General features: G+C 70.6%; 19 protein-coding genes and 1 pseudogene. 8 read left to right on the top strand and 12 right to left on the bottom strand.

Translation table 11 applies throughout. From position 1 onward, the window contains the following. Window positions 1–8: 8 nt before the first annotated feature. From V8690_RS14420 to V8690_RS14390, 7 genes are read right to left on the bottom strand one after another with little or no spacing between them, the layout of a single operon-like run. The gene (locus V8690_RS14420; RefSeq protein ID WP_338779007.1) at window positions 9–1,040 is read right to left on the bottom strand and encodes a 2-hydroxyacid dehydrogenase; all 1,032 of its coding nucleotides are present in this window, start codon (window positions 1,038–1,040) and stop codon (window positions 9–11) included. Next, window positions 1,037–2,116 (bottom strand): ABC transporter ATP-binding protein, encoded by a 1,080-nt coding sequence (locus V8690_RS14415; protein ID WP_338779005.1) that lies wholly within the window; start codon window positions 2,114–2,116, stop codon window positions 1,037–1,039. The genes V8690_RS14420 and V8690_RS14415 overlap by 4 nt, the downstream gene beginning before the upstream one ends. Then, a complete protein-coding gene (locus tag V8690_RS14410; protein WP_338779003.1) occupies window positions 2,094–2,918 on the bottom strand; it encodes a DeoR/GlpR family DNA-binding transcription regulator in 825 nt (274 codons plus the stop codon). Before V8690_RS14410 ends, V8690_RS14415 begins: the two co-directional genes overlap by 23 nt. Beyond that, entirely contained in the window at window positions 2,915–4,003 is a 1,089-nt protein-coding gene (locus V8690_RS14405) for an ABC transporter ATP-binding protein (RefSeq protein WP_338779002.1), read from the bottom strand. The genes V8690_RS14410 and V8690_RS14405 overlap by 4 nt, the downstream gene beginning before the upstream one ends. Continuing rightward, entirely contained in the window at window positions 4,000–4,824 is an 825-nt protein-coding gene (locus tag V8690_RS14400; protein ID WP_338779000.1) for a carbohydrate ABC transporter permease, read from the bottom strand. The genes V8690_RS14405 and V8690_RS14400 overlap by 4 nt, the downstream gene beginning before the upstream one ends. Next, a complete protein-coding gene (locus V8690_RS14395; protein WP_338778998.1) occupies window positions 4,821–5,705 on the bottom strand; it encodes a sugar ABC transporter permease in 885 nt (294 codons plus the stop codon). The genes V8690_RS14400 and V8690_RS14395 overlap by 4 nt, the downstream gene beginning before the upstream one ends. Before the next feature lie 3 nt (window positions 5,706–5,708). Further along, on the bottom strand, window positions 5,709–7,130 hold the full coding sequence (locus V8690_RS14390; protein ID WP_338778996.1) for a sugar ABC transporter substrate-binding protein: 1,422 nt from the start codon (window positions 7,128–7,130) through the stop codon (window positions 5,709–5,711). Window positions 7,131–7,286: 156 nt separating this feature from the next. On the opposite strand from V8690_RS14390, the gene V8690_RS14385 reads away from it, so the two are divergent. The 3 genes from V8690_RS14385 to V8690_RS14375 all read left to right on the top strand — a co-directional run bounded on the left by V8690_RS14385 (window position 7,287) and on the right by V8690_RS14375 (window position 10,362). Further along, window positions 7,287–8,753 (top strand): FGGY family carbohydrate kinase, encoded by a 1,467-nt coding sequence (locus V8690_RS14385; protein WP_338778994.1) that lies wholly within the window; start codon window positions 7,287–7,289, stop codon window positions 8,751–8,753. A 190-nt stretch (window positions 8,754–8,943) separates the two neighbouring features. Then, window positions 8,944–9,573, top strand: a complete 630-nt coding sequence (locus V8690_RS14380) for a histidine phosphatase family protein (protein WP_338778992.1) — start codon at window positions 8,944–8,946, stop codon at window positions 9,571–9,573. A gap of 12 nt (window positions 9,574–9,585) precedes the next feature. Continuing rightward, window positions 9,586–10,362 carry an SAM-dependent methyltransferase gene (locus tag V8690_RS14375; protein ID WP_338778991.1) on the top strand — a complete coding sequence of 259 codons (777 nt, stop codon included), beginning with the start codon at window positions 9,586–9,588 and terminating at the stop codon, window positions 10,360–10,362. A gap of 119 nt (window positions 10,363–10,481) precedes the next feature. Here V8690_RS14375 and V8690_RS14370 read toward each other — a convergent pair whose 3' ends face one another. Continuing rightward, on the bottom strand, window positions 10,482–11,129 hold the full coding sequence (locus tag V8690_RS14370; protein ID WP_338778989.1) for a superoxide dismutase: 648 nt from the start codon (window positions 11,127–11,129) through the stop codon (window positions 10,482–10,484). Between the two features lie 137 nt (window positions 11,130–11,266). Continuing rightward, window positions 11,267–12,649: an amino acid permease gene (locus V8690_RS14365; RefSeq protein ID WP_338778987.1), complete on the bottom strand. Its 1,383-nt coding sequence runs from the start codon at window positions 12,647–12,649 to the stop codon at window positions 11,267–11,269. A 381-nt stretch (window positions 12,650–13,030) separates the two neighbouring features. Here V8690_RS14365 and V8690_RS14360 point away from each other — a divergent pair. Continuing rightward, window positions 13,031–13,613 (top strand): annotated as a pseudogene (locus V8690_RS14360) (biotin transporter BioY). Window positions 13,614–13,698: 85 nt separating this feature from the next. Here the strand turns inward: V8690_RS14360 and V8690_RS14355 are convergent. Further along, window positions 13,699–14,439 (bottom strand): LPXTG cell wall anchor domain-containing protein, encoded by a 741-nt coding sequence (locus V8690_RS14355; protein WP_338778984.1) that lies wholly within the window; start codon window positions 14,437–14,439, stop codon window positions 13,699–13,701. A gap of 225 nt (window positions 14,440–14,664) precedes the next feature. Between V8690_RS14355 and V8690_RS14350 the strand changes: the two genes are divergently transcribed. Continuing rightward, entirely contained in the window at window positions 14,665–16,626 is a 1,962-nt protein-coding gene (locus tag V8690_RS14350) for a protein kinase (RefSeq protein WP_338785350.1), read from the top strand. An 88-nt stretch (window positions 16,627–16,714) separates the two neighbouring features. Here V8690_RS14350 and V8690_RS14345 read toward each other — a convergent pair whose 3' ends face one another. Beyond that, window positions 16,715–18,223, bottom strand: coding sequence for an amino acid permease (locus tag V8690_RS14345; protein WP_338778982.1), 1,509 nt, complete (start codon window positions 18,221–18,223; stop codon window positions 16,715–16,717). Window positions 18,224–18,499: 276 nt separating this feature from the next. On the opposite strand from V8690_RS14345, the gene V8690_RS14340 reads away from it, so the two are divergent. Both V8690_RS14340 and V8690_RS14335 read left to right on the top strand, forming a co-directional pair. After that, window positions 18,500–18,985, top strand: coding sequence for a ribose-5-phosphate isomerase (locus V8690_RS14340; protein WP_338778981.1), 486 nt, complete (start codon window positions 18,500–18,502; stop codon window positions 18,983–18,985). A 357-nt stretch (window positions 18,986–19,342) separates the two neighbouring features. Further along, complete coding sequence (locus V8690_RS14335) at window positions 19,343–20,152, top strand: DNA-formamidopyrimidine glycosylase family protein (protein ID WP_338778980.1); 810 nt, start codon at window positions 19,343–19,345, stop codon at window positions 20,150–20,152. 15 nt (window positions 20,153–20,167) lie between these two features. Here V8690_RS14335 and V8690_RS14330 read toward each other — a convergent pair whose 3' ends face one another. Next, the gene (locus V8690_RS14330; protein WP_338778979.1) at window positions 20,168–21,424 is read right to left on the bottom strand and encodes a GNAT family N-acetyltransferase; all 1,257 of its coding nucleotides are present in this window, start codon (window positions 21,422–21,424) and stop codon (window positions 20,168–20,170) included. Window positions 21,425–21,584: 160 nt separating this feature from the next. Between V8690_RS14330 and V8690_RS14325 the strand changes: the two genes are divergently transcribed. After that, a complete protein-coding gene (locus tag V8690_RS14325) occupies window positions 21,585–22,763 on the top strand; it encodes a PP2C family protein-serine/threonine phosphatase (protein WP_338778978.1) in 1,179 nt (392 codons plus the stop codon). Window positions 22,764–22,793 lie beyond the last annotated feature (30 nt).

The following is a 22,793-nucleotide window of genomic DNA, read 5'->3' as shown; positions in this document are numbered from 1 at the left end:
CTCCGTCCTCAGGTCAGGCAGTGCGCGAGCGGCTCGCCACGCACCCAGCGGCCGACCTCCTCGGCGGCGATCCGCGCCGCCTTCTCCGCCACCGCGCGCGAAGCGCCGCCCAAGTGGGGGGTGAGCACCACGCGTTCGGAGAGTCCCGGCAGCCGGGACTCCGCGGGCAGCGGCTCCCGCTCGTACGTGTCGAGCGCCGCCGCCGAGAGCTGCCCGCTCTCCAGCGCGTCGCAGAGCGCGGCCTCGTCCAGCAGCGGTCCCCGGGCCACGTTCACCACCACCGCGCCCGGCGGCAGCAGGGCCAGCTCCCGGGCGCCGATGAGCCCCCGGGTCTCCGGGGTGAGCCGGGCGTGCAGGGTGATCACCTGGGAGCGGCGCAGGAGTTCGTCCAGCGAGGTCACGCGCAGTCCGTGGATCTCGCCGTGCACATACGGGTCGTACACCATCACCCGCGCCCCGAACGCGCACAGCACCCGGGCCACGCGACTGCCGACGGCCCCGTATCCGACCAGTCCGACGGGCAGGTCCTCCAGCTCCAGACCGCTCCGCTCGTACGTGTAGTACGTCGCCCCCTCCCAGCTGCCCTGGCGAGCCAGCGGGTCGTGGGCCTGGGGGATGCGGCGCAGGGCGGCCAGCATCATGCCGACGGTGAACTCGGCGGTGGCGGCGGCGTTGCGGCCGGGGGCGAAGCACACCCGCACATCACGTTGCTTCGCCGCGTCCAGGTTGACGTTCACCGGCCCGCCCCGGCAGACCACGACCAGCCTCAGAGCCGGGCAGGCGGCGAGGACCCGTTCGGTGACCGGCCCCATCTGCGTGACCAGCACCTGCGCCCCGGCCAGCGCCTCGATCATCTCGTCCTCGGCGTCACTGGCCTCCTGCACCTCGGCCACCGGCCCGAACGGCTCCAGCGGCCAGCCGAGCCTCAGTTCCCTGACATCGGCCCGCCCCACCTCCTGCTCCACCGCCCGCGTGATCAGCGACGGCAGGACGAAGTGGTCACCGGCGGCCACCACACGCACGCTGTTTCCGGCAGTCATCGCAGGGACTCTCCCGTCTCGGCGTCGAAGACATGGGTGTGCTGGAGGTCGGCGGCGACCCGGACCCGGTCGTCGTGGGCGAGCCGCACCTCGGGATCGGTGAGGACTACCAGGTGCCGTTCGACCCCGTCGAGGGCGAGGGTCGCCAGGCCCGACTCCAGAAGGGGTTCGTGGGCGACGACCCGGGCGGGCAGGCCGCCTTCGGCGGTGAGCCGGACGTCCTCGGGGCGGATGCCGACCACGACCTCCCGCCCCTGGTCCACCGGCACGGGCAGCGCGATCCGCACCGTGTCGGAGAGGCGGGCCCGGCCGTCACCGTCGGCGATGCCCGGCAGCAGCGTGATCGCGGGCTCGCCGACGAAGTCCGCGACGAACACGTTGGCCGGGCTGTCGTAGATCTCGTAGGGGGTGCCGAGCTGCTGGATGACGCCGTCCTTCATCACGGCGATCCGGTCGGCGAGCGAGAGGGCCTCCTCCTGGTCGTGGGTGACCAGGATGGTGGTGTGGCCCAGGTCCTGCTGGATGCGCTTGAGTTCGCGGCGGGTGGTGTCCCGCTGGGCCGCGTCCAAGTGGGAGAGCGGTTCGTCGAGGAGCAGCACGTCCGGCTCGCGGATGAGGGCCCGGGCCAGCGACACGCGCTGCTTCTGGCCGCTGGACAGGCCGGCCGGGCGGGCGCCGAGGAGGTCGGTCAGGCCGACCCGCTCGGCGATCTCCTTCACCGTGCGGTCGACGTCCCCACGAGCCCTACGGCCCCGGGCCTTCAGCCCGAACGCCAGGTTCTCCGCCACCGACAGCGGCGGATACAACGCGTAGTTCTCGAACGCGACCCCGATGTTCCGCTGCTGCGCGGGCCGTTCGACCACCGACGCCCCGCCCACCAGGATGTCCCCGCCGGTCACCGGCTCCAATCCGGCGATCATGCGCAGGGTCGTCGACTTGCCGCAGCCGGAGGGACCGAGGAGCCCGAGCAGCTCCCCTGAATCGAGACTCAGGTCGATCCCGCGTACGGCGTCCACCGACGGCCGCCCGCGCGACCGGTATGTCTTGCGGAGTTCACGTAGCTCCAGTCCCGTCATGGCCGCCCTTCATCGCGCAAACCTCGTAACGGACCTTGTGTTCGTCCAGATCCCGCAGTGCCTCCGGCGACGCCCCGTCGTCCACGAGGACCGTGTCGAAGCGGGACAGCGGGACGACCCGGTGCAGGGCGACCCGGCCGAGCTTGGTGTGGTCGATCAGCAGGACGTTCCGCGCGGCCGCGTCGAGCATCGCCCGCTTCACGGACACGATGTGCTGTTCCTGGTGGTAGGCGTAGCCCCGGTGCACCGCCGACGTCGACGCGAAGCACACGTCTACGCGGAGCTGCTCGACCGCCTCCACGCACGACACCCCCAGGAACGAGGAGTGCAGCGGGTCGTAGTCGCCGCCGAGCGCCATCAGGTGGATGCCCCGCTGGTCGGAGAGGAGGTTGATCGCCTCCAGGAAGTTGGTGACGACCGTCAGCGGGGTGATCTCGCCCGTGCGCAGGCGCCGGGCTATCTCCAGGGTGGACGTGGAGTCGTCCAGCAGGATCGCCATACCGGGCTCCACCATCCGCAGCGCACGGTCGGCCACGGCGGCCTTCTCGGCCCGCATCGTCTTCAGCCGGTACTGCACGTTCGACTCGAAGACGCCCGACGGCTGCGCGGTCACCCCGCCCCGGAACTTCCTTACGATGCCCTGCCGTTCGAGCTCGTCGAGGTCCCGGTGGATGGTCATCAGGCTCACCCCGAACCGCTCGGCGAGTTCCGCCGCCGTCGCCGAGCCGTCGGCCAGCACCTGCTCGGCCATGGCGGCCTGCCGCGCCGCGGGTCCCTGCTGTCCACCACTGCTGCCGCTCATCGCTGTGTCTCTATCCGTCGTCCCGGTCGCTCCGGCCGGTCGGCCTCGAACAGCAGCAGGTTCTCAGGCCGGACCACCAGCCGTACCGGATCGTCCGGACGAAGGCGTGCCGCGTCGGCCCGAGGGGCCACCAGCGACACCCGCTGCTGCCCGCTTCCGAGCCGGACGGTGACCTCGACGGACCGGCCGAGCACCTCGGTGACGTACACGGTCCCGGTGAGCTCGTGCCCCTCGCCGTGCAGGGCGATGTCCCGGGGCCGCAGCCCGACCAGGACCTCGGTGCCCGCCGGTGCCTGCGCCCGGACGGGCAGCTCCACGCCGCCGTCCGACCGCACGCCGCTCTCCGTCACCACTCCCGGCAGCAGATTGATCCGGGGCCGCCCGAAGGCCCGCGCGACCTCCGTGTCGTACGGCCGGTACCAGATCTCCTCCCGCGTGCCCGTCTGCACGATCCGCCCCTGCCGGATGACGCCGATCCGGTCGCCGAGCGCCAGGGCCTCGACGGAGTCGTGGGTGACGTACAGCGTGGTGGTGTGCTGCATGGCCCCGATCGCCTTCAGCTCGGCCCGCATCTGCTGGCGGAGCTTGGCGTCGAGGTGGGAGAGCGGCTCGTCAAGGAGGAAGGCCCGGGCGGGGCGGACCAGCACCCGGCCGAGGGCGACGCGCTGCCGCTGCCCGTTGGACAGCTGGCCCACCGGCCGGTCCAGCAGCCCCGAAATCCCGAGCATCTCCGCGATCGCGCCGATCCGCTGCCGGGCCTCGGCGGCGGGCAGCCGGTGCCGGGGCGAGCGCAGCGGCGAGGCGAGGTTGTCGTAGGCCGAGCGGTGCGGGTAGAGGGCGTAGCTCTCGAAGCACATCGCCACACCCCGGTCGTACGGCTCCACGCCCCGCATGTCCTCGCCGTCGAGCACGACGGTGCCGGAGTCGGGCTGTTCGAGCCCGGCGACGGTCTTCAACGTGGTCGTCTTGCCCGCGCCCGACGGGCCCAGCAGGCAGAAGAACTCGCCCTCCCGCACCTCCAGTTCCAGCTCGTCGAGCGCGAGAGTCTTCCCGTACGCCTTCCGTATCCCGCTGAGCCTGATCACGACTTCACCGCCCCGAACGACAGTCCCCGCACCAGATACCGCTGGATCGTCAGCGCCAGCAGCAGCGGCGGTACGACGGACACCAGCGCGGCGGCGGCCGTCAGGTTGTACTTGGGCCGGTCCCCGCCGAGGAAGGACAGCGCGCCCACGGTCACCGTCTGGGCCTCGTTGGAGGTGAGGATCAGCGGGAAGACGAAGTTGTTCCAGGCGAAGATGAAGGCCAGTAGCGACACGGCCGCGATGCCCGGCTTGACCAGCGGCAGCGCCACCTTGAAGAACGCCTGCTTGCGGGTGTAGCCGTCCAGCAGGGCCGCCTGCTCCAGCTCGGGCGTGAGGTCGGCGAAGTACGACCGCATGATCCACACGATCAGCGGCAGGGTGACGAGCTGAAGCACCCACACCATGCCGACGTACGTGTCGAACAGCCCGAGCTTCTGGTACAGCACGAACAGCGGGATGATCACGGTCAGTTCGGGCGCGAAGCGGAATGACAGCAGCGTGAACATCAGGTTCTCCGAGCCCTTGAACCGCCACCGCGCCGAGGCGTACGCCGCCGGCAGCCCGACCACCAGCGACAGCACCACCGCCCCCACCGACACCACCAGGCTGTTGACGAAGAACCGCACGAACGGAATGCCCTCGCTGTCGCCCAGGACCGTCCGGTAGCCGTCCAGCGTCGGGGAGAAGGAGAAGTACGTGCTGAACAGCTGGTCGGCGGGCTTCAGGGAGAGGATCACCATCCAGGCGATCGGGAACAGCGCGAAGACGAAGTAGAGGACGAGGGCGGCGTCCGCGAGCCACCCCAGCACACGCTTTCTCACGTGGTCACCTCCGCGGCCCGCCGCTGGATCTTCCCCAGGTGCTTCACCAGTACCATCGCGGCCAGATACACCACGGCCCACAGCACGATCGTGTAGCTGATCCCGAAGGAATAGCGCTGGAAGCGGATCGCTTCCAGATACGCCCGGATCTGGAGGACGACGGTCGAGTCACCGGGCCCGCCCTCCGTCAGGGCGTAGATGATGTCGAACACCTTCAGCGAGTCCATGAACCGGAAGATCACCGCCACCAGCACATACGGCCAGAGCATCGGCAGCGTCAGCCGCCGGAAGGTGTACCACCACCCCGCGCCGTCCACGGCCGCCGCCTCGAAGGGGGAGGTGGGCAGCGACCGCAGACCGGCGAGGGCGAGGATCGCCACGAACGGCGTGTACACCCACACGTCCACGGCGATCGACGACAGGAGGGCACCCGTCGGGGTGTCCGTCCACTGCACCCCGCCCAGCCCGAAGGGCCGCAGCAGGTGGTTGACCACTCCCACCGAGGGCTGGAGCATCAGCTTCCAGATGATCGCCGCGATCACCGGGGCGATCATCAGCGGCAGGATCAGGATCTTCTCCAGCACACGGCCCACCAGCGTCGAGCGGTGCAACAGCAGGGCGACGGCCACGCCGAGCACGGTCTCGACGAGGGCCGCCCCGACCGCGTACAGCACCGTCACCCAGGCCGAGTTCCAGAAGGCCTCCTGCGTGAAGACGGTCGTGTAGTTCTCGAACCGCACCATGTCCGGCTGCGGTTTGCTCGCCGAGAAGTCGAACAGCGTGTAGTACAGGCCGAGCCCGAACGGGTAGAGGATCCCGCAGGTCAGCAGCAGTGCGGGCACGATCAGGACGTACGGGCGCAGGGTGAGCCGCCACCCCATCGGCTAACCCACCTTGCCGGCGAGGTCGTCCGCCAGCCCGTCGAGGACCGACTGCGCGCCCTTGCCGCCGTAGATCTCCTGGAGGGCCGCCGCCCAGCTGGTCGTCGCGTCGAAGAACTGCGCCTGCGGGGTGAACTGGATCTTCGTCTGGTCGACGACCGTCTCGAAGGTCTCCAGGAAGCCCGGCAGATGCCGCATCTTGTCCTTGTAGGCGGTGTCGTCGGCGACCGACCTGCGCACCGGGTCGATGTGGTTGTGCGTGATCGCGCCCTTGCGCAGATGCTCCTTGCCGGTCGCCCACTGGAGGAACAGCCAACTGGCGCTCTTCTTCTCGCTCTTGGCGTTCATGCCGAGCGACCAGATCCACATGTTGGTGGCCAGCGACCCGTCCGGACCCTTTGGACCGGGATGGAAGGCGATCTTCCCCGAGGCGGGGCTGGCGCCCTTCACCGCCTGGAAGTAGGCGGCCGTGTCGGCGTCGAACAGCATCCCGGCCTTCTTCGCGCCCAGGTCGCTGGAGCACTGGTACCAGGTGTACGACGTCCAGGACGGCGGGCCGCCCTGCTTGACCATCCGCGCCCAGTCCTCGGTGAACGCCACGGCCTCGGGGCTGTTCATCGCCGGTGTGAGCTTCCCGCCGTCGACCGTGAAGTCCTTCAGCCCGTTGCGGGCGTACATCGTCATGAAGCCCGGGTGGATGGTGGCCCAGCTCCTCGACCCGCGTACGGCGATCCCGTACATCCCGTCGAAGCCGGTGCCCGGCGCCTTCCGCTTGATGGTCCCGGCGAGTTCGGCCAGCTCGTCGAAGGTCTCGGCCGGCTTCAGCCCCAGCTTCCCGAACACCTCGGTGTTGTAGGCGACGACGTTTGTCTCCCAGCCCCACGGCAGCGCGTACTGCCCGCCCTGGCCGAGCGGCGCGCCCGCCTTCAGCGACCACTGGTCGGCCTGGAGCAGGTTCGGGAAGAAGTCCGCCTGGTCCCACTCGGCGCCCGTCGCCGAGGAGTTGCGCATCCAGGGCCCGAGGTCCTCAAGCCAGCCCGGCGGCCCGTACTGCCACACCATGTACGCGCCGAGCATGAAGACGTCGTAGGAGGCACGCCCGCTGGAAAGGTCCACGGTGAGCTTGTCGAAGTAGTTGTCCTCCGGGAAGACGTCGTACTCGACCTCGATGCCGGTCTTCGCGGTGAAGGACTTCAGGTCGGCGATGAGCGCGTCGGTGTACGGGTGCTTGTTGAGCAGCGCCTTGACGGTGGTGCCCTTCTCCCGCTTCCAGTCGAAGGAGCCGGTGACGTCGTCCGCGGCGGACCCGTCGCTCTTGCTGTCGTCCCCGCCGAAACCGGCCCCGCAGGCCGTGAGCAGCGGGGCCGCGACAGCCCCGGCGGCGAGCGCGAGGAAGCGCCGCCGGTCGTGCACGTGCGTGTTCATCCGTACCTCCACGTGGGGGCTGGTTAACACGTCGAGTCGACTCGTTAACAGAGGGTGGAACGGCTGAAGTTGGGCGTCAATCCCTCGCGCACGGGAAAATATCGGGGCACAGTGAGAAGTTCACAGATCCGGCTGCGACGGCGTGGGAGGTTCCGGATGGCGGACGAGGATGCGGGCTGGCTGGGGATCGACCTGGGCACACAGAGCGTCCGCGTGCTGCTCGTCACCGCCGACGGCAGGGTCCTCGGCAGCGGCTCGGCCCCGCTGACCGGGCGGCGGGAGGGGGTGCGGCACGAGCAGGACCCGGAGCAGTGGTGGTCGGCGCTGTGCACGGCGTCCCGCGCGGCATTCGGCTCCGCGCCCGGCGTGCCGGTCGGCGGCCTCGCGGTGTGCGGCACGTCCGGCACGGTGCTGTTGACGGACCGCTCGGGCCGTCCGGTGAGCCCGGCGCTGATGTACGACGACGGGCGCGCGGCGGCGGAGGCCGCGAGAGCCCGGGAGACGGGACTCGCGGTCCAGGACACCTGGGCCCTGCCGAAGGCCTTGTGGCTGGTGGGGGAGTACGGTCCCGGCCTCCGGCTCGCTCACCAGCCCGACCAGGTCATCACCCGCCTCACCGGCGAACCGCCCCCGGCCGACTCCAGCCACGCCCTCAAGACGGGCTACGACCTGCACGCGGCGGCCTGGCCGGAGGCCACCCTGGCCCAACTCGGGGTCCCGGACCATCTGTTGCCCGACGTCGTACGCCCGGGCACGCGCCTCGGCGCGGTCTGCGCGGACGCCGCCGACGCCACCGGCATCCCCGCCGGCACCCCGGTGCTCGCCGGCATGACGGACGGCTGCGCGGCCCAGATCGCCTCCGGCGCGCTGCGCCCCGGCTCCTGGAACTCGGTGCTCGGCACCACGCTCGTCCTGAAGGGAGCCGCCCGCGACCCGGTCCGGGACCCCACCGGCGTGGTCTACAACCACCTTGCCCCCGACGGTACTTGGCTGCCCGGAGGGGCGTCGAGCGTGGGAGCGGGGGTACTCGCGGCGCACTTCCCGGACGCCGACCCCGCCTCGATGGACGCGCGGGCGGCGGCGTTCGAGCCGTCCCGCGCGGTCGCGTACCCGCTGGTCTCGCCGGGGGAGCGGTTCCCGTTCAGGGCACCGGACGCGGGCCCCTTCGTGCTCGGCGAACCCGAGGGCGACGCCGGCCTGTGGGCCGCGCTGCTCCAGGGCGTCGGCTTCGCGGAACGCCTGTGCCTGGACTACCTGCACCACCTCGGCGCTCCCCTCGACGGCCCGCTCACCTTCACCGGCGGCGGCGCGCGCAGCCGGTACTGGAACCAGCTCCGCACCGACATCCTCGGCCGCCCGGCGCGGGTCCCGGAACAGACGGAACCAGCCCTGGGGATGGCGGGGTTGGCCGCGTACGGGGCGTCCGGAGCTGTCGCGCTCGCCGACGTCGCCGAGCGCATGGTCCGCGTCCGGACCGTCCTCGAACCCCGCGCCGACCGCACCGCCCGCTTCGCCGAGCCGTATGCCCGCCTCGTCGACGCGCTGGGGGCACGCGGCTGGCTGCCCGCCCCCGTCGCGGCACATGCCCGAGACCGCCTGCACTTGGGCACGGCGGAGTCATGACGACGATCCTGGTGCCGTCCCGGGCGGGTGATGTGACGGCCCCCGTGCCGCCCCGGGCGGGCGATCGCAGGATCCAGGCGCTGCCCCGCGCGGGCGATTCGACGACGACGGCGCCGCCCCGCATCGGCGCTCCGACCACCTTGCCACGGCCCCGCACCGGCGGCCCGACCGCGCACGAACGGACCGACCCATGACCACGACCACGACCCTCCTCCTGGCCCGGCACGGGCAGACCGTCTGGCACGCCGAGAACCGCTACGCCGGTGTCAGCGACATCGGCCTCACCGACACCGGCCGCGCCCAGGCCGAGGCGCTCGGCCGCTGGGCCGCCGCCCACCCCGTCGACGCCGTCTGGACGTCCCCGCTCTCCCGGGCCGTCGCCACCGCCGAGCCCGCCTGCCGTGCCCTGGGCCTCGTCCCGCGGCGCGAACCCGACCTCAGCGAATGCGACTTCGGAGTCGTGGAGGGGCGTACGCTCGCCGAGTTCGAGGCCGAGGTCCCCGACCGGGCCGCGGCCTTCCGTGCCGACCCCGTCGCCCATCCCTTCCCCGGGGCGGAGGACCCGGCGGCGGCAGCGGCCCGCGGTGCCGCCGCCCTGCGCCGTATCGCCGGCGCCCACCCCGGCGGACGTGTCCTCGTCGTCGCCCACAACACCCTGCTGCGCCTGGTGCTGTGCACGCTGCTGTCCATCCCGGCCGGGGAGTACCGCAGAGTGTTCCCGCGGTTGCGGAACGCGGCGATCAGCGAACTGCGCATGAACCCCGACGGTTTTGCCGCACTCCTCTCACTCAATGTGCCGTGCGAGACGTATGTGCCGTAGCACCATGGGCGCATGACGCAGATCGACACCTCGGTGCCGCACTCGGCCCGGATCTGGAACTACTGGCTGGGCGGCAAGGACAACTACCCGGTGGACGAGGCGGCCGGTGACGCCTACACCGCCGTGTTCCCCGGCATCGTCACCATCGCCCGCAGCAGCCGCGCCTTCCTCGGCCGCAGCATCCGCCACCTCCTCCAGGGAACCGGCGTACGGCAGTTCCTCGACGTCGGCACCGGCCTGCCGACCGTCGACAACACCCATGAGGTGGCCCAGCGTCTCGCTCCCGAGTCGCGGATCGTCTACGTCGACAACGACCCGCTCGTCCTCGCACACGCCCGCGCCCTGCTCACCTCCACGCCCGAGGGCGCGACGGCGTACGAGCCCATCAACCTCCACGAGCCCGAGCGCATCATCGAGGCCGCCGGCAAGACACTCGACCTGACCCGCCCCACGGCCCTGATCCTCAGCGGCATCCTGGGCCACGTGGCCGACTACGACGAGGCCCGCGACCTCGTCCGCCGCCTCCTGGCCGGCCTGCCCTCGGGCAGCTACCTCTCCCTCAACGAGGGCTCCCGCGGCACCGACCCGGCCTACGAACAGGCCCAGGACGCCTACAACGAGACCGGCGCGGTCCCGTACCACCTGCGGCCGGTCGAGCAGATCGAGGCCTTCTTCGAGGGCCTGGAGATGGTGGAGCCGGGCGTGGTCTCGGTACCCCTGTGGCACCCCGAGCCGGGCGCTCCGACGGAACCGATCGGCCAGCACGGCGGCCTGGGCCGCAAGCCGTAGCGCAGGCACGGAAAGCCCCCGCGAGTCACGTCCTCGCGGGGGCTTCCTTCATTCCGCCTGCCGTTCGTGAAGGGTGAGAAGACGATCACGAGGCAGGACGACTCGACGGCGCGCCGTCGTCAGGGCGCCAGCAGCAGCACGTCCGCGCGCGACTTGGCGGCCTCGTAACGCCGGGCGACGTCCTGCCAGTTGACGACCTGCCACATCGCCTCGATGAAGTCGACCTTCTGGTTCCGGTACTGGAGGTAGAAGGCGTGCTCCCAGGCGTCGAAGACGAGGATCGGCGTCGAGCCCTGGCCGACGTTGCCCTGGTGGTCGTAGACCTGCTCGACGATCAGCCGCCCGCTCAGCGGCTCGTAGGCGAGCACGCCCCAGCCCGAACCCTGGGTGGTCGCGGCGGCCTTGGACAGCTGCGCCTTGAAGTGGGCGAACGACCCGAACGACTCGGTGATCGCGTCCGCGAGTTCGCCCACACCGTCCTGCGCCAGCGGCTCACCACCGCCGTCCTTCGGGCCGGTCATGTTCTGCCAGTAGATGCTGTGCAGGATGTGCCCGGACAGGTGGAAGGCCAGGTTCTTCTCCAGCCCGTTGATCGACCCCCACGTCTCCTTGTCCCGCGCCTGGGCAAGCTGCTCCAGCGTGTCGTTGGCGCCTTTGACATAGGCCGCGTGGTGCTTGTCGTGGTGCAGTTCGATGATTTCGGGGCTGATCACGGGAGCGAGCGCGGAGTAGTCGTACGGCAGGTCAGGCAACGTGTACACGGGCATGGCGGGGAACCCTCCGAACCTCTTATTGCAATAGTCTTGCAACTGCACGCTAGCAGCAAGACGGTGGGGTGGGTGCCCAGGGCACACGAAAAGGCCCCCGCGTGTCGCGGGGGCCTCGGTGCCGGAGCCGGCAGGAACTACTGCCTGGCGCGCGCCCTCTGCCAGGCGTACCCGACGGCGGCCAGGAACAGCGTCATCCCGCCCGTCGAGTACAACTGCACCCGCGTGTCCGGCTCCCGTGCCATCAGGACGAAGATGCCCGCCATCCCCGCCAGCGCGACCCAGGTCAGCCACGGGAAGGCCCACATCCGCACGACCAGCTTCTCCGGCGTCTCCCGCTCCAGGCGTCGCCGCAGCCGCAGTTGCGAGACGGCGATGAAGATCCAGACGACCAGGATCACCGCGCCGATCATGTTCAGCAGCCAGGAGAAGACGTCGTTCGGCCGCCAGTAGCTCAGCAGCACGCACAGGAAACCGAAGACGGAGGAGGCGAGAACGGCGATCCGCGGGACCCCGCCAAAGACCCGGCCCAGCACCTTCGGGCCCTGGTCGCGGTCCACCAGCGAGTAGGCGATGCGCGAGGCGCCGTAGATGTTGGCGTTCATGGCGGACAGCAGGGCCACCAGGACGACGACGTTCATCAGCTGGCCGGCGCCCGGGATGCCGAGTTCGTCGAGGGCGGCGACGTACGGGCCCTTCTCGACGACCTCCTTGGAGTCCCACGGTACCAGCGTGACGATGACGGCCATCGAGCCGACGTAGAACAGCGCGATACGCCACATCGCCGTACGGACCGCGCTCGCCACGCCCTTGACGGGGTTCTCCGACTCGGCCGCCGCGATGGTGACCGTCTCCAGCCCGCCGTAGGCGAAGATCGAGGCGAGCAGTCCGATGACCAGGCCCTCGCCGCCGTTGGGGAGGAAGTCGGTGAGATGCGAGGCGCCGGGGGAGTCCGTACCCGGCAGGATCCCGAGGATCGCCAGGGTGCCCAGCGCCAGGAACAGGGTGATCGCGCCGACCTTCAGGGCCGCGAACCAGAACTCGAACTCGCCGAAGTTCTTCACGGCCGCGAGGTTCGTGCCGCAGAAGACGACCATGAACAGCGCCACCCACGCCCACTCCGGCGTGCCCGGCAGCCAGCCGCTGACGATCTTCGCGGCACCGATGCCCTCCAGGCCGACGGCCGTGCAGAGCAGGACCCAGAAGGACCAGCCCGCGGTGAAGCCCGCCCAGGGGCCGATCGCCCGCTCGGCGTGCGCGGAGAAGGAGCCCGACGACGGATACGCGGCCGACATCTCGCCCAGCATCCGCATCACCAGCATCACGAGGAGACCGGAGAGGGCGTAGGCGACCACGATCGACGGACCGGCCGCGGCGATGCCCGCGCCGGAGCCGACGAACAGACCGGCGCCGATCACCCCGCCGAGGGCGATCATCGACAGGTGGCGCTGCTTCAGGCCGTGGGAGAGGGAGACGTCGTCCGTGCTGGGCGGCGTCCCGGTGGTGGTGCTGCTGGGCATGGGCGCGGCTCGTCCAATGCGTGAGAGGCGGGAGAGGGCAAAAACGCCGCCAGTCTGGGCGGTCTCTCCGCCTCGCGGGGAGGGCCGTCCAACATGCGGACGCCCGGAACGCGTGCTGTGAGGGTCCGGAAGCGGAGGGTTGACACCTGTCCATACGGTGATTTGGCGAAACCCTACAGTCCGCCTGCCCGCCCGCCGCGTGATCGAAGCCTCGCCACCCCCGTGACCGGCATCACTTCGTGCCCGGTGTGTCCCCGCCCTTTGTCCGAAGCCAACCAAGCGCGCGATCGCGCCTTTGTCGAGCGCTGACGGTGATCCGGGCGAGCGCGCTGGGATAGCGTCACCGTGTCCCGAACCGGCCCTCACCCTCGCGGAGTCCCCATGAGCACCGCTGCCGCCACATCCACCCGCACCGGGCAGGTCCTCGCCGACCTGCTGCCGGCCTCTCCGTGTCCGGGACGCGGCCCTCGTGCTCGGCGGAGCCGCGCTCACCGGCCTCGCCGCGCAGATCGCCGTGCCCGTGCCCGGCTCACCGGTGCCGGTGACCGGCCAGACCTTCGCCGCGCTGCTCGTCGGAACCGCCCTCGGCGCCGGCCGCGGTTTCCTCTCACTGGCGCTGTACGCCGTGGCGGGCCTCGCCGGTATGCCGTGGTTCGCGAGCGGCGCCTCCGGCGTCGCCCCCTCCTTCGGCTACATCCTCGGGATGATCCTCGCCTCCACGGTGGTGGGCGCCCTGGCCCGCCGCGGCGCCGACCGGTCGATGCTGCGCATGGCGGGCACGATGCTGGTGGGCGAGGCGATCATCTACGCCCTCGGCGTGCCCTACCTGGCCCTCGCCACCGGCATGTCCGCCACCGCCGCGATCGCGGCCGGCCTCACGCCGTTCCTGATCGGCGACGCGCTGAAGGCGGCGCTGGCGATGGGGCTGCTGCCGACGGCGTGGAAGTTCGCCGACAAGCGCTGACCCGTCGTTTCCCGCCAGAGGCTCCCCGGGCGCACCTTCCCTCAGGCCCGGGGAGCCCCTCGTGTGTCATGGCACGAAGGCCGGTTCAGGCCTTCTGCCGTGCCGGCCGCCGCCGGGACCACCACGTCCCGGCCGCGCCCGCCGCGAGCAGCGACGCGCCGGCCGCGCCCAGCGGCAGCAGATCACGCGCCGGACCGGTCTTCGGCAGTTCCTTGCCGCCCGGGGAGTCCGGCTTGCCGGGGGAGACCGGCTCGTTGTCGGTGCCGAGCAGCAGGGGCGTCGCCGGTGCGTCCGGCGACGGATTGGTCGTGCCGAACGGCACCGGGCCCTGCTGCCAGAACGTCTTCTTCCCGTCGCTCGCCTGGACGGGCAGGCAGATCTTCCCGGTCTTGCCCAGGTCGTACGCCGCGTCGACGGCGTACGACCTGGACTTACCGGCCGCTAGATTGTCGATGGGACAGCTGAAACCGCTGTTCGAACCCTTCGGAAGTTTGTCCTCGGCTATCGGGGAACACCCCTGGACGTTCTTGACGGTGAGCCCGTCGAAACCGACGACCAAAAGCTGGATCTTCCCGCTGTCCCTGTTTCCATCGTTCTTCACCGTGGCGGTGAGCGCTGTCTTTTCGGAGCCGTTGTCGACGGAGATCTTCCCGGGCAGCAGCGTGGTCAGCTTCACCCCCGCCGGTGCCTCGTCAACGGCCTTTCCGCCCTTGCTGCTTGCGGGCCCTTCGTCTTCCGCGCCGGCCGTTCCGGAAAGGATCACCACCGCCGAGAAAGATGCCGCGACCAGCGCTCCCGCGACCGCCGCCGTGCGACGAGAACTCATCTTCGCCCCCCTTGCGTCCCCCTGGACCGCCCTTGGGCTGCCCTTGGACTTCCCTGTACTGCGCGTGAATTCGCAGTACTGAAAGAGCTACCACATGATTTCCCGGCACTATCCTGGTGAGGCGCGAAGTGTGACCGTTGTGTTTCACTGGAGACGGTCGCGGCGTCGTGGAGGGGGTGCAGCGGATTGCCGGGGAATGCGAACATCGGCGGTGTTCCAGGGATATTGGTGACGGGGCGCTATCGGCTGGTCGAAAGTATTGGCCAGGGGGGAATGGGGCGGGTGTGGCGAGCCGCCGACGAAATGCTCGACCGGCAGGTCGCCGTCAAGGAAATGCGTATCGACGGCCTCGGCGCGGAGGACAGCAGGACGCGCCGCGAACGCACCCTGCGCGAGGCCAGGGCCACGGCCCGGATCGACCACCCCAACGTCGTACGGGTCTACGACGTGGTCGACGAAGGCGAACGCCTGTGGATCGTGATGGAGTTGGTCGCGGGCCGCTCCCTCGAACGGATCCTCGCGGAAGAGGGCCCACTGAGCCCCTGCGATACGGCCCGAATCGGGCTCGGTCTGGTCGCGGCGCTACGGCAGGTCCATCTGAGGGGAGTACTGCACCGCGACATCAAGCCGGGCAACGTGCTGGTGGAGGACGAGAACAGGAGCGGGAACGGGAACGAGAACGGGGGAGGGAACGGGAACGGTCCGGCCGGATCGGGACGCGAACGGCGTGTGGTGCTCACGGACTTCGGTATCGCCGCGATCCAGGACGCCAAGGCGCTCACCATGGTCGGGATGCTGGTCGGCTCGCCCGACTACATGGCCCCCGAGCGCATCTCCGGCCGCCCGCAGGGCCCGCCGTCCGACGTCTGGTCCCTCGGCGCGACCCTCTGCGCGGCCCTGGGCGGCCGTTCTCCCTTCGCCCGTGACACCACGCTGGCGACCTTGCACGCGGTCCTGTACGACGAACCCGAACTCCCCGTCGCGTCCGGTCCGTTGCGCGGCATCCTGACGTCCCTGCTGGAAAAGGACCCATCGGTCCGCCCCGGCCTTGAGGAACTGGAAGCGGCCCTGGAACCGGTGGCGTTCCCGGCGCCGACGCCTACGGTGCCGGTGGGTGCGCGTCGGGAACAGCGGGAGCGGGCGGCAAGGGAGTCGCCGGAACCGGTGTCGGACCGGGCGCCTGCCCAGGAACCCGTCGCGGTGCCGGACCGACAGCCCGAACCCGTGCCCGGCCTGAAACCCGAGCCGCACGAGCAACCGGAGCCGCACGAGCAACCCGGGCCGGACGAACACCCCGCCCCCACCCCCACCAAGGGGACGGCACAACGGAACACGGCCCGTTCGCCAAGCCCCGCCGTCACCCCCACCACGACCGCTCCCACCCACCGCCCGAGCCCCGTCTCCCTCACCCGAGCACAGGCGGCGACGGAGTACCGCCCCCACTCCACCCCGGCACCCACCGCGATGCCGCCGGGCGAACTCCCAGGCCCCGCCGCACCGGCCGCGGCCCGCCCCCGCGCCGGACACCGCCGTACGATGCTCGCCGCCGCGGCAGCCATGGTCGCGACGGCCGGCGCCGTCGTAGGAATCGTGCTGGCGACGCCATCCGGTTCACCGGGCGACGACGCCCCCCGAGCGGGCGCCACGGCCTCCGCGCCACCCACCACGGACGCCACCCCAGAAGCCACCTCAGACACCACCACTGACCCCACCCCCGACTCCACGCCCTCAGCCACCGTCGACGGCACGTCCAGGCCGCAGAGCCTGCCGCCGGGCGCGCACCGGGAGGCCGGAGGATTCGCCTGGGCGACGCCCGAGGGCTGGCGGCGGGACGTGAAGACGGGCGCGGAGGTGCACTACACCTCCCCGGACGGCACGCAGGAACTGGTCGGCAAGTCGTCCCTGGCCCGCGGCGACCTGCTGGAGACCTGGCAGACATCGGAGCGCAACGCGCACCAGGGCCAGGACTACCGCAAGATCCGCCTGGCGGAGACGACGTTCCGCGGCCACCCGGCGGTGGTCTGGGAGTACACGTTCACGCTGCGGGGCGTCCACTGGCACGCCCGCCTGCTCGGCTTCAACGTGGACGGCACGTCGTACCAGATCAACACCTGGTACGACTCCGGCATCGAACCGGAAGCCCTCCGCACGTACGAGAAGGTCAGGGACAGCTTCAGGGTGCTGTAGGCGGCAACGGAAAGGGCCTGCGGCGCGCGTACGGGAAGTACACGCACCGCAGGCCCCCGTTCACCACGAACGGCAAGCGCCGGAAGGGTCAGCCGGCCGAGACCTCATCCCGGCTGTCGTCCTGCGTCTGCGTCTGCGTCTGCGTCTCCGCCTGCGCGGCGTCGGCGGCGGCCCGCCGCCCACCGGCCTTCTCCTTGACGAAGGCGACGACGAGGACGAGCGCCGCGACGAGCAGCGACAGCGATATGGTCTGGCGCCCGTCGTGCTCGGTGTCGGTGAGCATGTAACCGAGGATGAACACGATCAGCGCGGCCGTCGCCCAGGTCAGGTACGGGTACAGCCACATCTTCACGACGAGCTTCTCCGGCGCCTCGGCCTTGATGATCTTCCGCATGCGCAGCTGCGAGAAGCAGATCACCAGCCACACGAAGAGGGCGACCGCACCACTGGAGTTCACCAGGAACAGGAAGACGGAGTCCGGGAACTTGTAGTTGAAGAAGACGGCGACGAACCCGAACGCGACGGATGCGAGGATCGCCGTCCGCGGCACGCCGTTGGCGGTCGTGCGGGCGAAGGACTTCGGCGCGTCGCCGCGCTGGCCGAGCGAGAAGGCCATGCGGGAGGCCGTGTAGAGGCCGGAGTTGAGACAGGACAGCACCGAGGTCAGCACGATGAAGTTCATGATCTGACCGGCGTGCGGAATGCCGAGGGAGTCGAGCGCGGCGACGTAGGAGCCGTCGTCGGTGATGGACTTGCTGTCCCACGGCAGCAGGGACACCACGACGAAGATCGAGCCGAGGTAGAAGACGGCGACGCGCCAGATGATGCTGTTGGTGGCCTTGGTGACGGCCTGCTGCGGGTTCTCGGACTCACCGGCGGCCAGGGTGGCGATCTCGCTGCCCATGAAGGAGAAGACGACCAGGAGCACACCGGTGAGGATGGCGCCGGCACCGTGGGGCAGGAAGCCGCCGTGCTCGGTGAGGTTGCTCAGCCCGGCCTGCTCGCTGTCGACGCCGGGCAGCAGCCCGAACACGGCGAGCCCGCCGATGACGATGAACGCGGTGATCGCGACCACCTTGATCCCGGCGAACCAGAACTCGAACTCGCCGTACGACCCGACGGAGACGAGGTTGGTGGCGGTCAGCACGACCATCACGATCAGGGCCCAGGCCCACTGCGGCACGGCCGGTATCCAGCCCTCCAGGATCACGGCACCGGCGGTCGCCTCGACCGCCAGCACGACCACCCAGAAGAACCAGTACAGCCAGCCGATGGAGAAACCGGCCCAGGGCCCGAGTGCCCGGTCGGCGTGCGCGGAGAAGGAACCCGAGGTCGGGTTGGCCGCCGACATCTCACCGAGCATCCGCATCACCAGCACGACGAGCGTGCCGACGAGGGCGTACGACAGCAGGATGCCGGGCCCCGCGGTGGCGATACCGGAGCTGGAACCGACGAACAGGCCCGCCCCGATGACACCACCGATGGCGATCATCGACAGATGCCGGTTCTTGAGCCCGGCCTGGAGCCCGGGGCTGCCGCCGGGGTCTTCGGGCCCGCGTTCGTTTCCTGTCGTGTTGAGACTCGGCTGCGAGGTCATGGAACGGATTTCCTTTGCGCCGGGGAGCTGTTTTCCGTACGAACCGCCGGAGCCGAGCGAACGGGGTGTGTCGCGGCAAGACGGCGTACAGGGGCTCATACGAGCGGTGTACGAGCCGGTCCAGTGAATCGGAGGCGAACGAATAGGAGAACCTTTGAATCCAGATTGTTACTTGAGGTTTTCCTGAGCTTCCATAACCTGGCTCACACTCGCGTCAAGTTTTCATGAGCGCCACCCGGCGCACCTTCCCCGAAACACCCGTGTCACACTCGTCCCATGCGCGTGTACCTCGGCTCGGACCATGCGGGCTACGAACTCAAGAACCACCTCGTCGAGTGGCTGAAGGCGGCGGGTCACGACCCCGTCGACTGCGGCCCGCACATCTACGACGCCCAGGACGACTACCCGCCCTTCTGCCTCCGCGCGGCGGAGCGGACGGCCGCGGACCCCGACGCCCTCGGCATCGTCATCGGCGGCTCCGGCAACGGCGAGCAGATCGCCGCGAACAAGGTCAAGGGCGTCCGCGCGGCCCTCGCCTGGAGCGAGGAGACGGCGGCACTCGGCCGCCAGCACAACAACGCCAACGTCGTCGCCGTGGGCGCGCGCATGCACTCGCAGGACGAGGCGACGGCCTTCGTCGAGACGTTCCTCAACACGCCGTTCTCCGGTGACGAACGCCACATCCGCCGAATCGACATGCTCGCCACGTACGAGTCGACAGGCGACCTGCCTCCCATCCCGCCCCACCACCCCCAGCCGTAAGCCCACCCGGGGGGAGGGGCCCGAGGTTGGGGCGTCCTTCGAGTGCTGGGGCCCGGCCACAGCCGTGGCTCCAGCATCCGATCCCGGTGCGCGGCTCAGGGTCTGAACCGACGTGGGGCCCGGCATCCGGCCTCATGTGGGGCCAGGGGCGGAACCGGACGGGGCCGGTGTTCGAGCCCGACGTGGGGGTAGGGGCTGAGCCCCGAGGCTTTTCGACTCCGGCCTTTCGACGAAGTGCTTCGGGTGGATGGGAAAGCTCCCCACAGGGTCCGGGGCGGAGCCCCGGGACGAGGTCAGCCTCTCGACCGACCAAGTCGGGCGGGCGGGTGGGCAAAGGCGACGATCACAGGAGAACCCGTGCCGGAAGGTCACACCATCCACCGACTGGCGCTCGACTACGCCACGGCCTTCCTCGGCACGACCCCCCGGGCAACCAGCCCCCAGGGCAAGTTCAGCGACGCCGCCGCCCTCCTCACCGGCACGGAACTCACCCGTACGGAAGCCCACGGAAAACACCTTTTCCTCGGCTTCCACGCCACCGACTGGATCCACATCCACCTCGGCCTCTTCGGCAAGGTCACCTTCGGCCCGGCGCCCGCACCCCCACCCACCGACACCGTCCGCCTCCGCCTCGCGAACAGCACCACCTACGTAGACCTCCGAGGCCCCACCACCTGCGCCCTCATCACACCCCCGGAGAAGCAGGCGATACACGACCGCCTCGGCCCCGACCCCCTCCGCGACGACGCCGACCCGGACACCGCGTACCGCCGCATCTCCCGCAGCCGTACGACCATCGCCGCCCTCCTCATGGACCAGAAGGTCATCGCCGGCGTGGGAAACGTCTACCGCGCGGAGGTCCTCTTCCGGCACCGCATCGACCCGTACCGCCCCGGCAAGGACATCACCCCGTCCGAGTGGCACGCGATCTGGACCGACCTGGTCGAGCTCATGCACGAGGGCGTCCGCAACAACCGCATCGACACGGTCCGACCGGAACACACCCCGGAGGCGATGGGCCGCCCACCCCGCGTGGACGACCACGGCGGCGAGGTGTACGTCTACCGCAGGGCCAACCAGCCCTGCCACATCTGTGGCGGCGAGATCCGCACCGCCGATCTCGCCGCCCGCAACCTCTTCTGGTGCCCGAGCTGCCAACGCCCCTGAAAAACAGCCCCGCCCTCAGAAACCGTGCGGCAACCACGGGGCCGCCACAGCGCTCCCGAACCCCGCCGAGGCCTCTTCCAACGCCCCCCGCCGCAACTCCCGCACCCGTCCCGCAGCCTCCAACGCCCGGAGGCTCACCCCACCGAGATACGCCGCCCCCAACTCCCGTACGGACAACGCGACATCCGCCGCATCCGCCGTACGCTCGCAGGACGCCCCCTTCGCATCCCCGCTGAGCCTCCAACGCCCGGCGTTCCAGGGACAGAACGCGTCCTCCACCTCGAACACCACATCGACCGGCGTCTGATACGTCCGCGCCTCCAACGCCGCCCCGACCTCCACCGGCCGTACGTACAGCGAATCCCACAACCGCGGCTGACACCGCCGTATGTCGGACACCATGTGCTGCCACGCGTCGTCGACCGGCCGCCCCCACATCACCAGCGTCGACGTCAGGTCGATGCCGAACAGGAACCGCAGCATCGCCGCGTCCGCCGCCGGGTCCAGCGCGGCCGAGTTCTCCAGAATCACCGTGCCGTTGGGCCCGGTGGGCTCCCAACTCGGCTTGACGCGGTACCGCGCGTACCCGACCGTCTCCCCGTCCCGCTCGGCGAGGACACACTGAAGCGGCGACGCCCCGTCCCGCCCCCTCTCCGCGTCGAGCACCCCGAGCCGCTCCCAGCCGGGCTGCCGCGCCAGCATCCCCGGCCGCGACGGCACCAGCCGCGCGTACACCGCCTCGCACACATCGACGACCTCGGTGGGAACGGCGTACCGCAGGCGCACATCATCCGTACCCGCCGGCAGCGACGACAGCCGCACGCGGTTCGTGTCGATCTCGGCGTTCAACTGGAAGGTGGCCGTGCCGTATCCGAACCGGCCGTAGATCGCCGGCTCGGAGGCCGTGAGCACGGCCAGCGGCTCACCCCAGGCGCGGACGTCGTCCAACTGCCGCCGCATCATCGACGTCAGGACGCCGCGCCGACGGTGCGTGGCGGCCACGCTCACCATCGTGACGCCCGCGGCCGGCACCGAGGCCCCACCGGGCACGGTGAGCCGGAAGCGGAACGCCGCGGCCGTCCCCACACAGTCGTCCCCGTCCCAGACACCGAGTGAACGGTCGCACTCGGTCAGCGACTTCCACAGCTCCTGCTTCTCGGCGGACTCCGGCACCCCGCCGAAGCCGCGGACGAGGGTGCCGAACCACGTGTCCCAGTCCTCCTGCCGAAGCACCCGAAGGGTCGCTGCGGAGCCAGTCGCGTCAGTCGCCATGGCCCATGCCTACCAGGGCGACCCGGGACGAGCGAGGGAATTTCTCCGGGGCGGCGGCGGGCTGCGCACCGTAGGTTCACTGTGAAGTCGGCCCTCGGACGGGGGACAAGTAGGACCTCCCGTGCCAAGCGGCCGGTCCGATGGATAGGGTCCCGAACTAATGGCAGCAGGACGAGAGCGGCGCGCGGAAGCCGAGACGTTCACGGCCCGGTTGAAGAAGCAGTGGCACCGGGTCCGCGTCGGCGTGCGCCGAGCCGCCGTGGACTACTTCCGCGGTGACGGCTCGGACTGGATCGCCCTGGCCGGTCTGCTCCTGACCGTCCCGCTGATCGCGGCGGCGACGCTGGCGAACTCGGTGTGGTTCTCGCCGGCCGCGCTGGTCCTGCCGGTCGTCGTGGGCGGCCTGCTGCTGCGCCCGGCGAGCCTGCTCGGTCTCTACGCGGCGGCGGCCACGGCCCTGATCGTGGAGTCGGTGCAACTGGGCCCCTACACGGAGGGCCCGTCCAGGGTCACCCCGGGCGTGGTGCTCGTGGTCGCGGCCTGCGGTTTCTTCGGCCTGCTGCTGGCCCAGTTCCGCAGCCGGGTCGGTGTGCCCTGGCGGCGCGGCGGCACGATGCTGTTCGACCTGCGTGAACGCATCCGGGTGCAGAGCAAGCTGCCCGGCCTGCCGGACGGCTGGCACCGGGAGATGGCGCTGCGCCCGGCGGGCGGCCAGTCCTTCTCGGGCGACTTCGTGGTGGCGGCGCGCACCAACGGCGGCCGTACGCTCGAGGTCGTCCTCACCGACGTCTCGGGCAAGGGCATGGACGCGGGCTCCCGCGCGCTGCTCCTGTCCGGCGCGTTCGGCGGCCTCCTGGGCTCCCTCCCGCCGCACGCCTTCCTCCCGGCCGCGAACGGCTACCTGCTCCGCCAGGACTGGGACGAGGGCTTCGCCACCTCCATCCACCTGGTCCTCGACCTGGACTCCGGCGACTACGAGCTCTACTCCGCCGGCCACCCGCCGGGCCTCCAGCTCAGCGCGGGCACCGGCCGCTGGGAGGAGAAGGCGGCGGAAGGCCCACTCCTCGGCGTGTACGACGGTGCCCAGTTCGACCCCGTGAAGGGCTCGCTCCGCCCGGGCGACGTGCTGATGCTGTTCACGGACGGCCTGGTGGAGACCTCCGACCGCGACATCGTCGAGGGCATCGACCGCCTCACCGGCGAGGCCGACCGTTACGTGGCCGGCGGCTTCCACGGCGCCGCCTGGCACCTCATCGAGGCGGTGGCCAAGGATGTCAACGACGACCGGGCCCTGCTGCTGATCTGCCGAGAGGGCCCGACGGCCGCGTCCGCCCGCTGACGTACGGACCGCCCGACCCATGGCTCGGTC

It is taken from the genome of Streptomyces sp. DG1A-41 (assembly GCF_037055355.1).
Taxonomy (GTDB): domain Bacteria; phylum Actinomycetota; class Actinomycetes; order Streptomycetales; family Streptomycetaceae; genus Streptomyces.
This window is presented reverse-complemented; position numbering and strand designations above follow the sequence as displayed.

Excerpts from the sequence above, each read along its gene's own strand:
- V8690_RS14370 (WP_338778989.1), bottom strand. The coding sequence starts at position 11,129 with ATGCCCGTGTACACGTTGCCTGACCTGCCGTACGACTACTCCGCGCTC.
- V8690_RS14410 (WP_338779003.1), bottom strand. The coding sequence starts at position 2,918 with ATGAGCGGCAGCAGTGGTGGACAGCAGGGACCCGCGGCGCGGCAGGCC.
- V8690_RS14420 (WP_338779007.1), bottom strand. The coding sequence starts at position 1,040 with ATGACTGCCGGAAACAGCGTGCGTGTGGTGGCCGCCGGTGACCACTTC.
- V8690_RS14375 (WP_338778991.1), top strand. The coding sequence starts at position 9,586 with ATGACGCAGATCGACACCTCGGTGCCGCACTCGGCCCGGATCTGGAAC.
- V8690_RS14385 (WP_338778994.1), top strand. The coding sequence starts at position 7,287 with ATGGCGGACGAGGATGCGGGCTGGCTGGGGATCGACCTGGGCACACAG.
- V8690_RS14390 (WP_338778996.1), bottom strand. The coding sequence starts at position 7,130 with ATGAACACGCACGTGCACGACCGGCGGCGCTTCCTCGCGCTCGCCGCC.
- V8690_RS14340 (WP_338778981.1), top strand. The coding sequence starts at position 18,500 with ATGCGCGTGTACCTCGGCTCGGACCATGCGGGCTACGAACTCAAGAAC.
- V8690_RS14330 (WP_338778979.1), bottom strand. The coding sequence starts at position 21,424 with ATGGCGACTGACGCGACTGGCTCCGCAGCGACCCTTCGGGTGCTTCGG.
- V8690_RS14415 (WP_338779005.1), bottom strand. The coding sequence starts at position 2,116 with ATGACGGGACTGGAGCTACGTGAACTCCGCAAGACATACCGGTCGCGC.
- V8690_RS14380 (WP_338778992.1), top strand. The coding sequence starts at position 8,944 with ATGACCACGACCACGACCCTCCTCCTGGCCCGGCACGGGCAGACCGTC.
- V8690_RS14365 (WP_338778987.1), bottom strand. The coding sequence starts at position 12,649 with ATGCCCAGCAGCACCACCACCGGGACGCCGCCCAGCACGGACGACGTC.
- V8690_RS14355 (WP_338778984.1), bottom strand. The coding sequence starts at position 14,439 with ATGAGTTCTCGTCGCACGGCGGCGGTCGCGGGAGCGCTGGTCGCGGCA.
- V8690_RS14395 (WP_338778998.1), bottom strand. The coding sequence starts at position 5,705 with ATGGGGTGGCGGCTCACCCTGCGCCCGTACGTCCTGATCGTGCCCGCA.
- V8690_RS14345 (WP_338778982.1), bottom strand. The coding sequence starts at position 18,223 with ATGACCTCGCAGCCGAGTCTCAACACGACAGGAAACGAACGCGGGCCC.
- V8690_RS14325 (WP_338778978.1), top strand. The coding sequence starts at position 21,585 with ATGGCAGCAGGACGAGAGCGGCGCGCGGAAGCCGAGACGTTCACGGCC.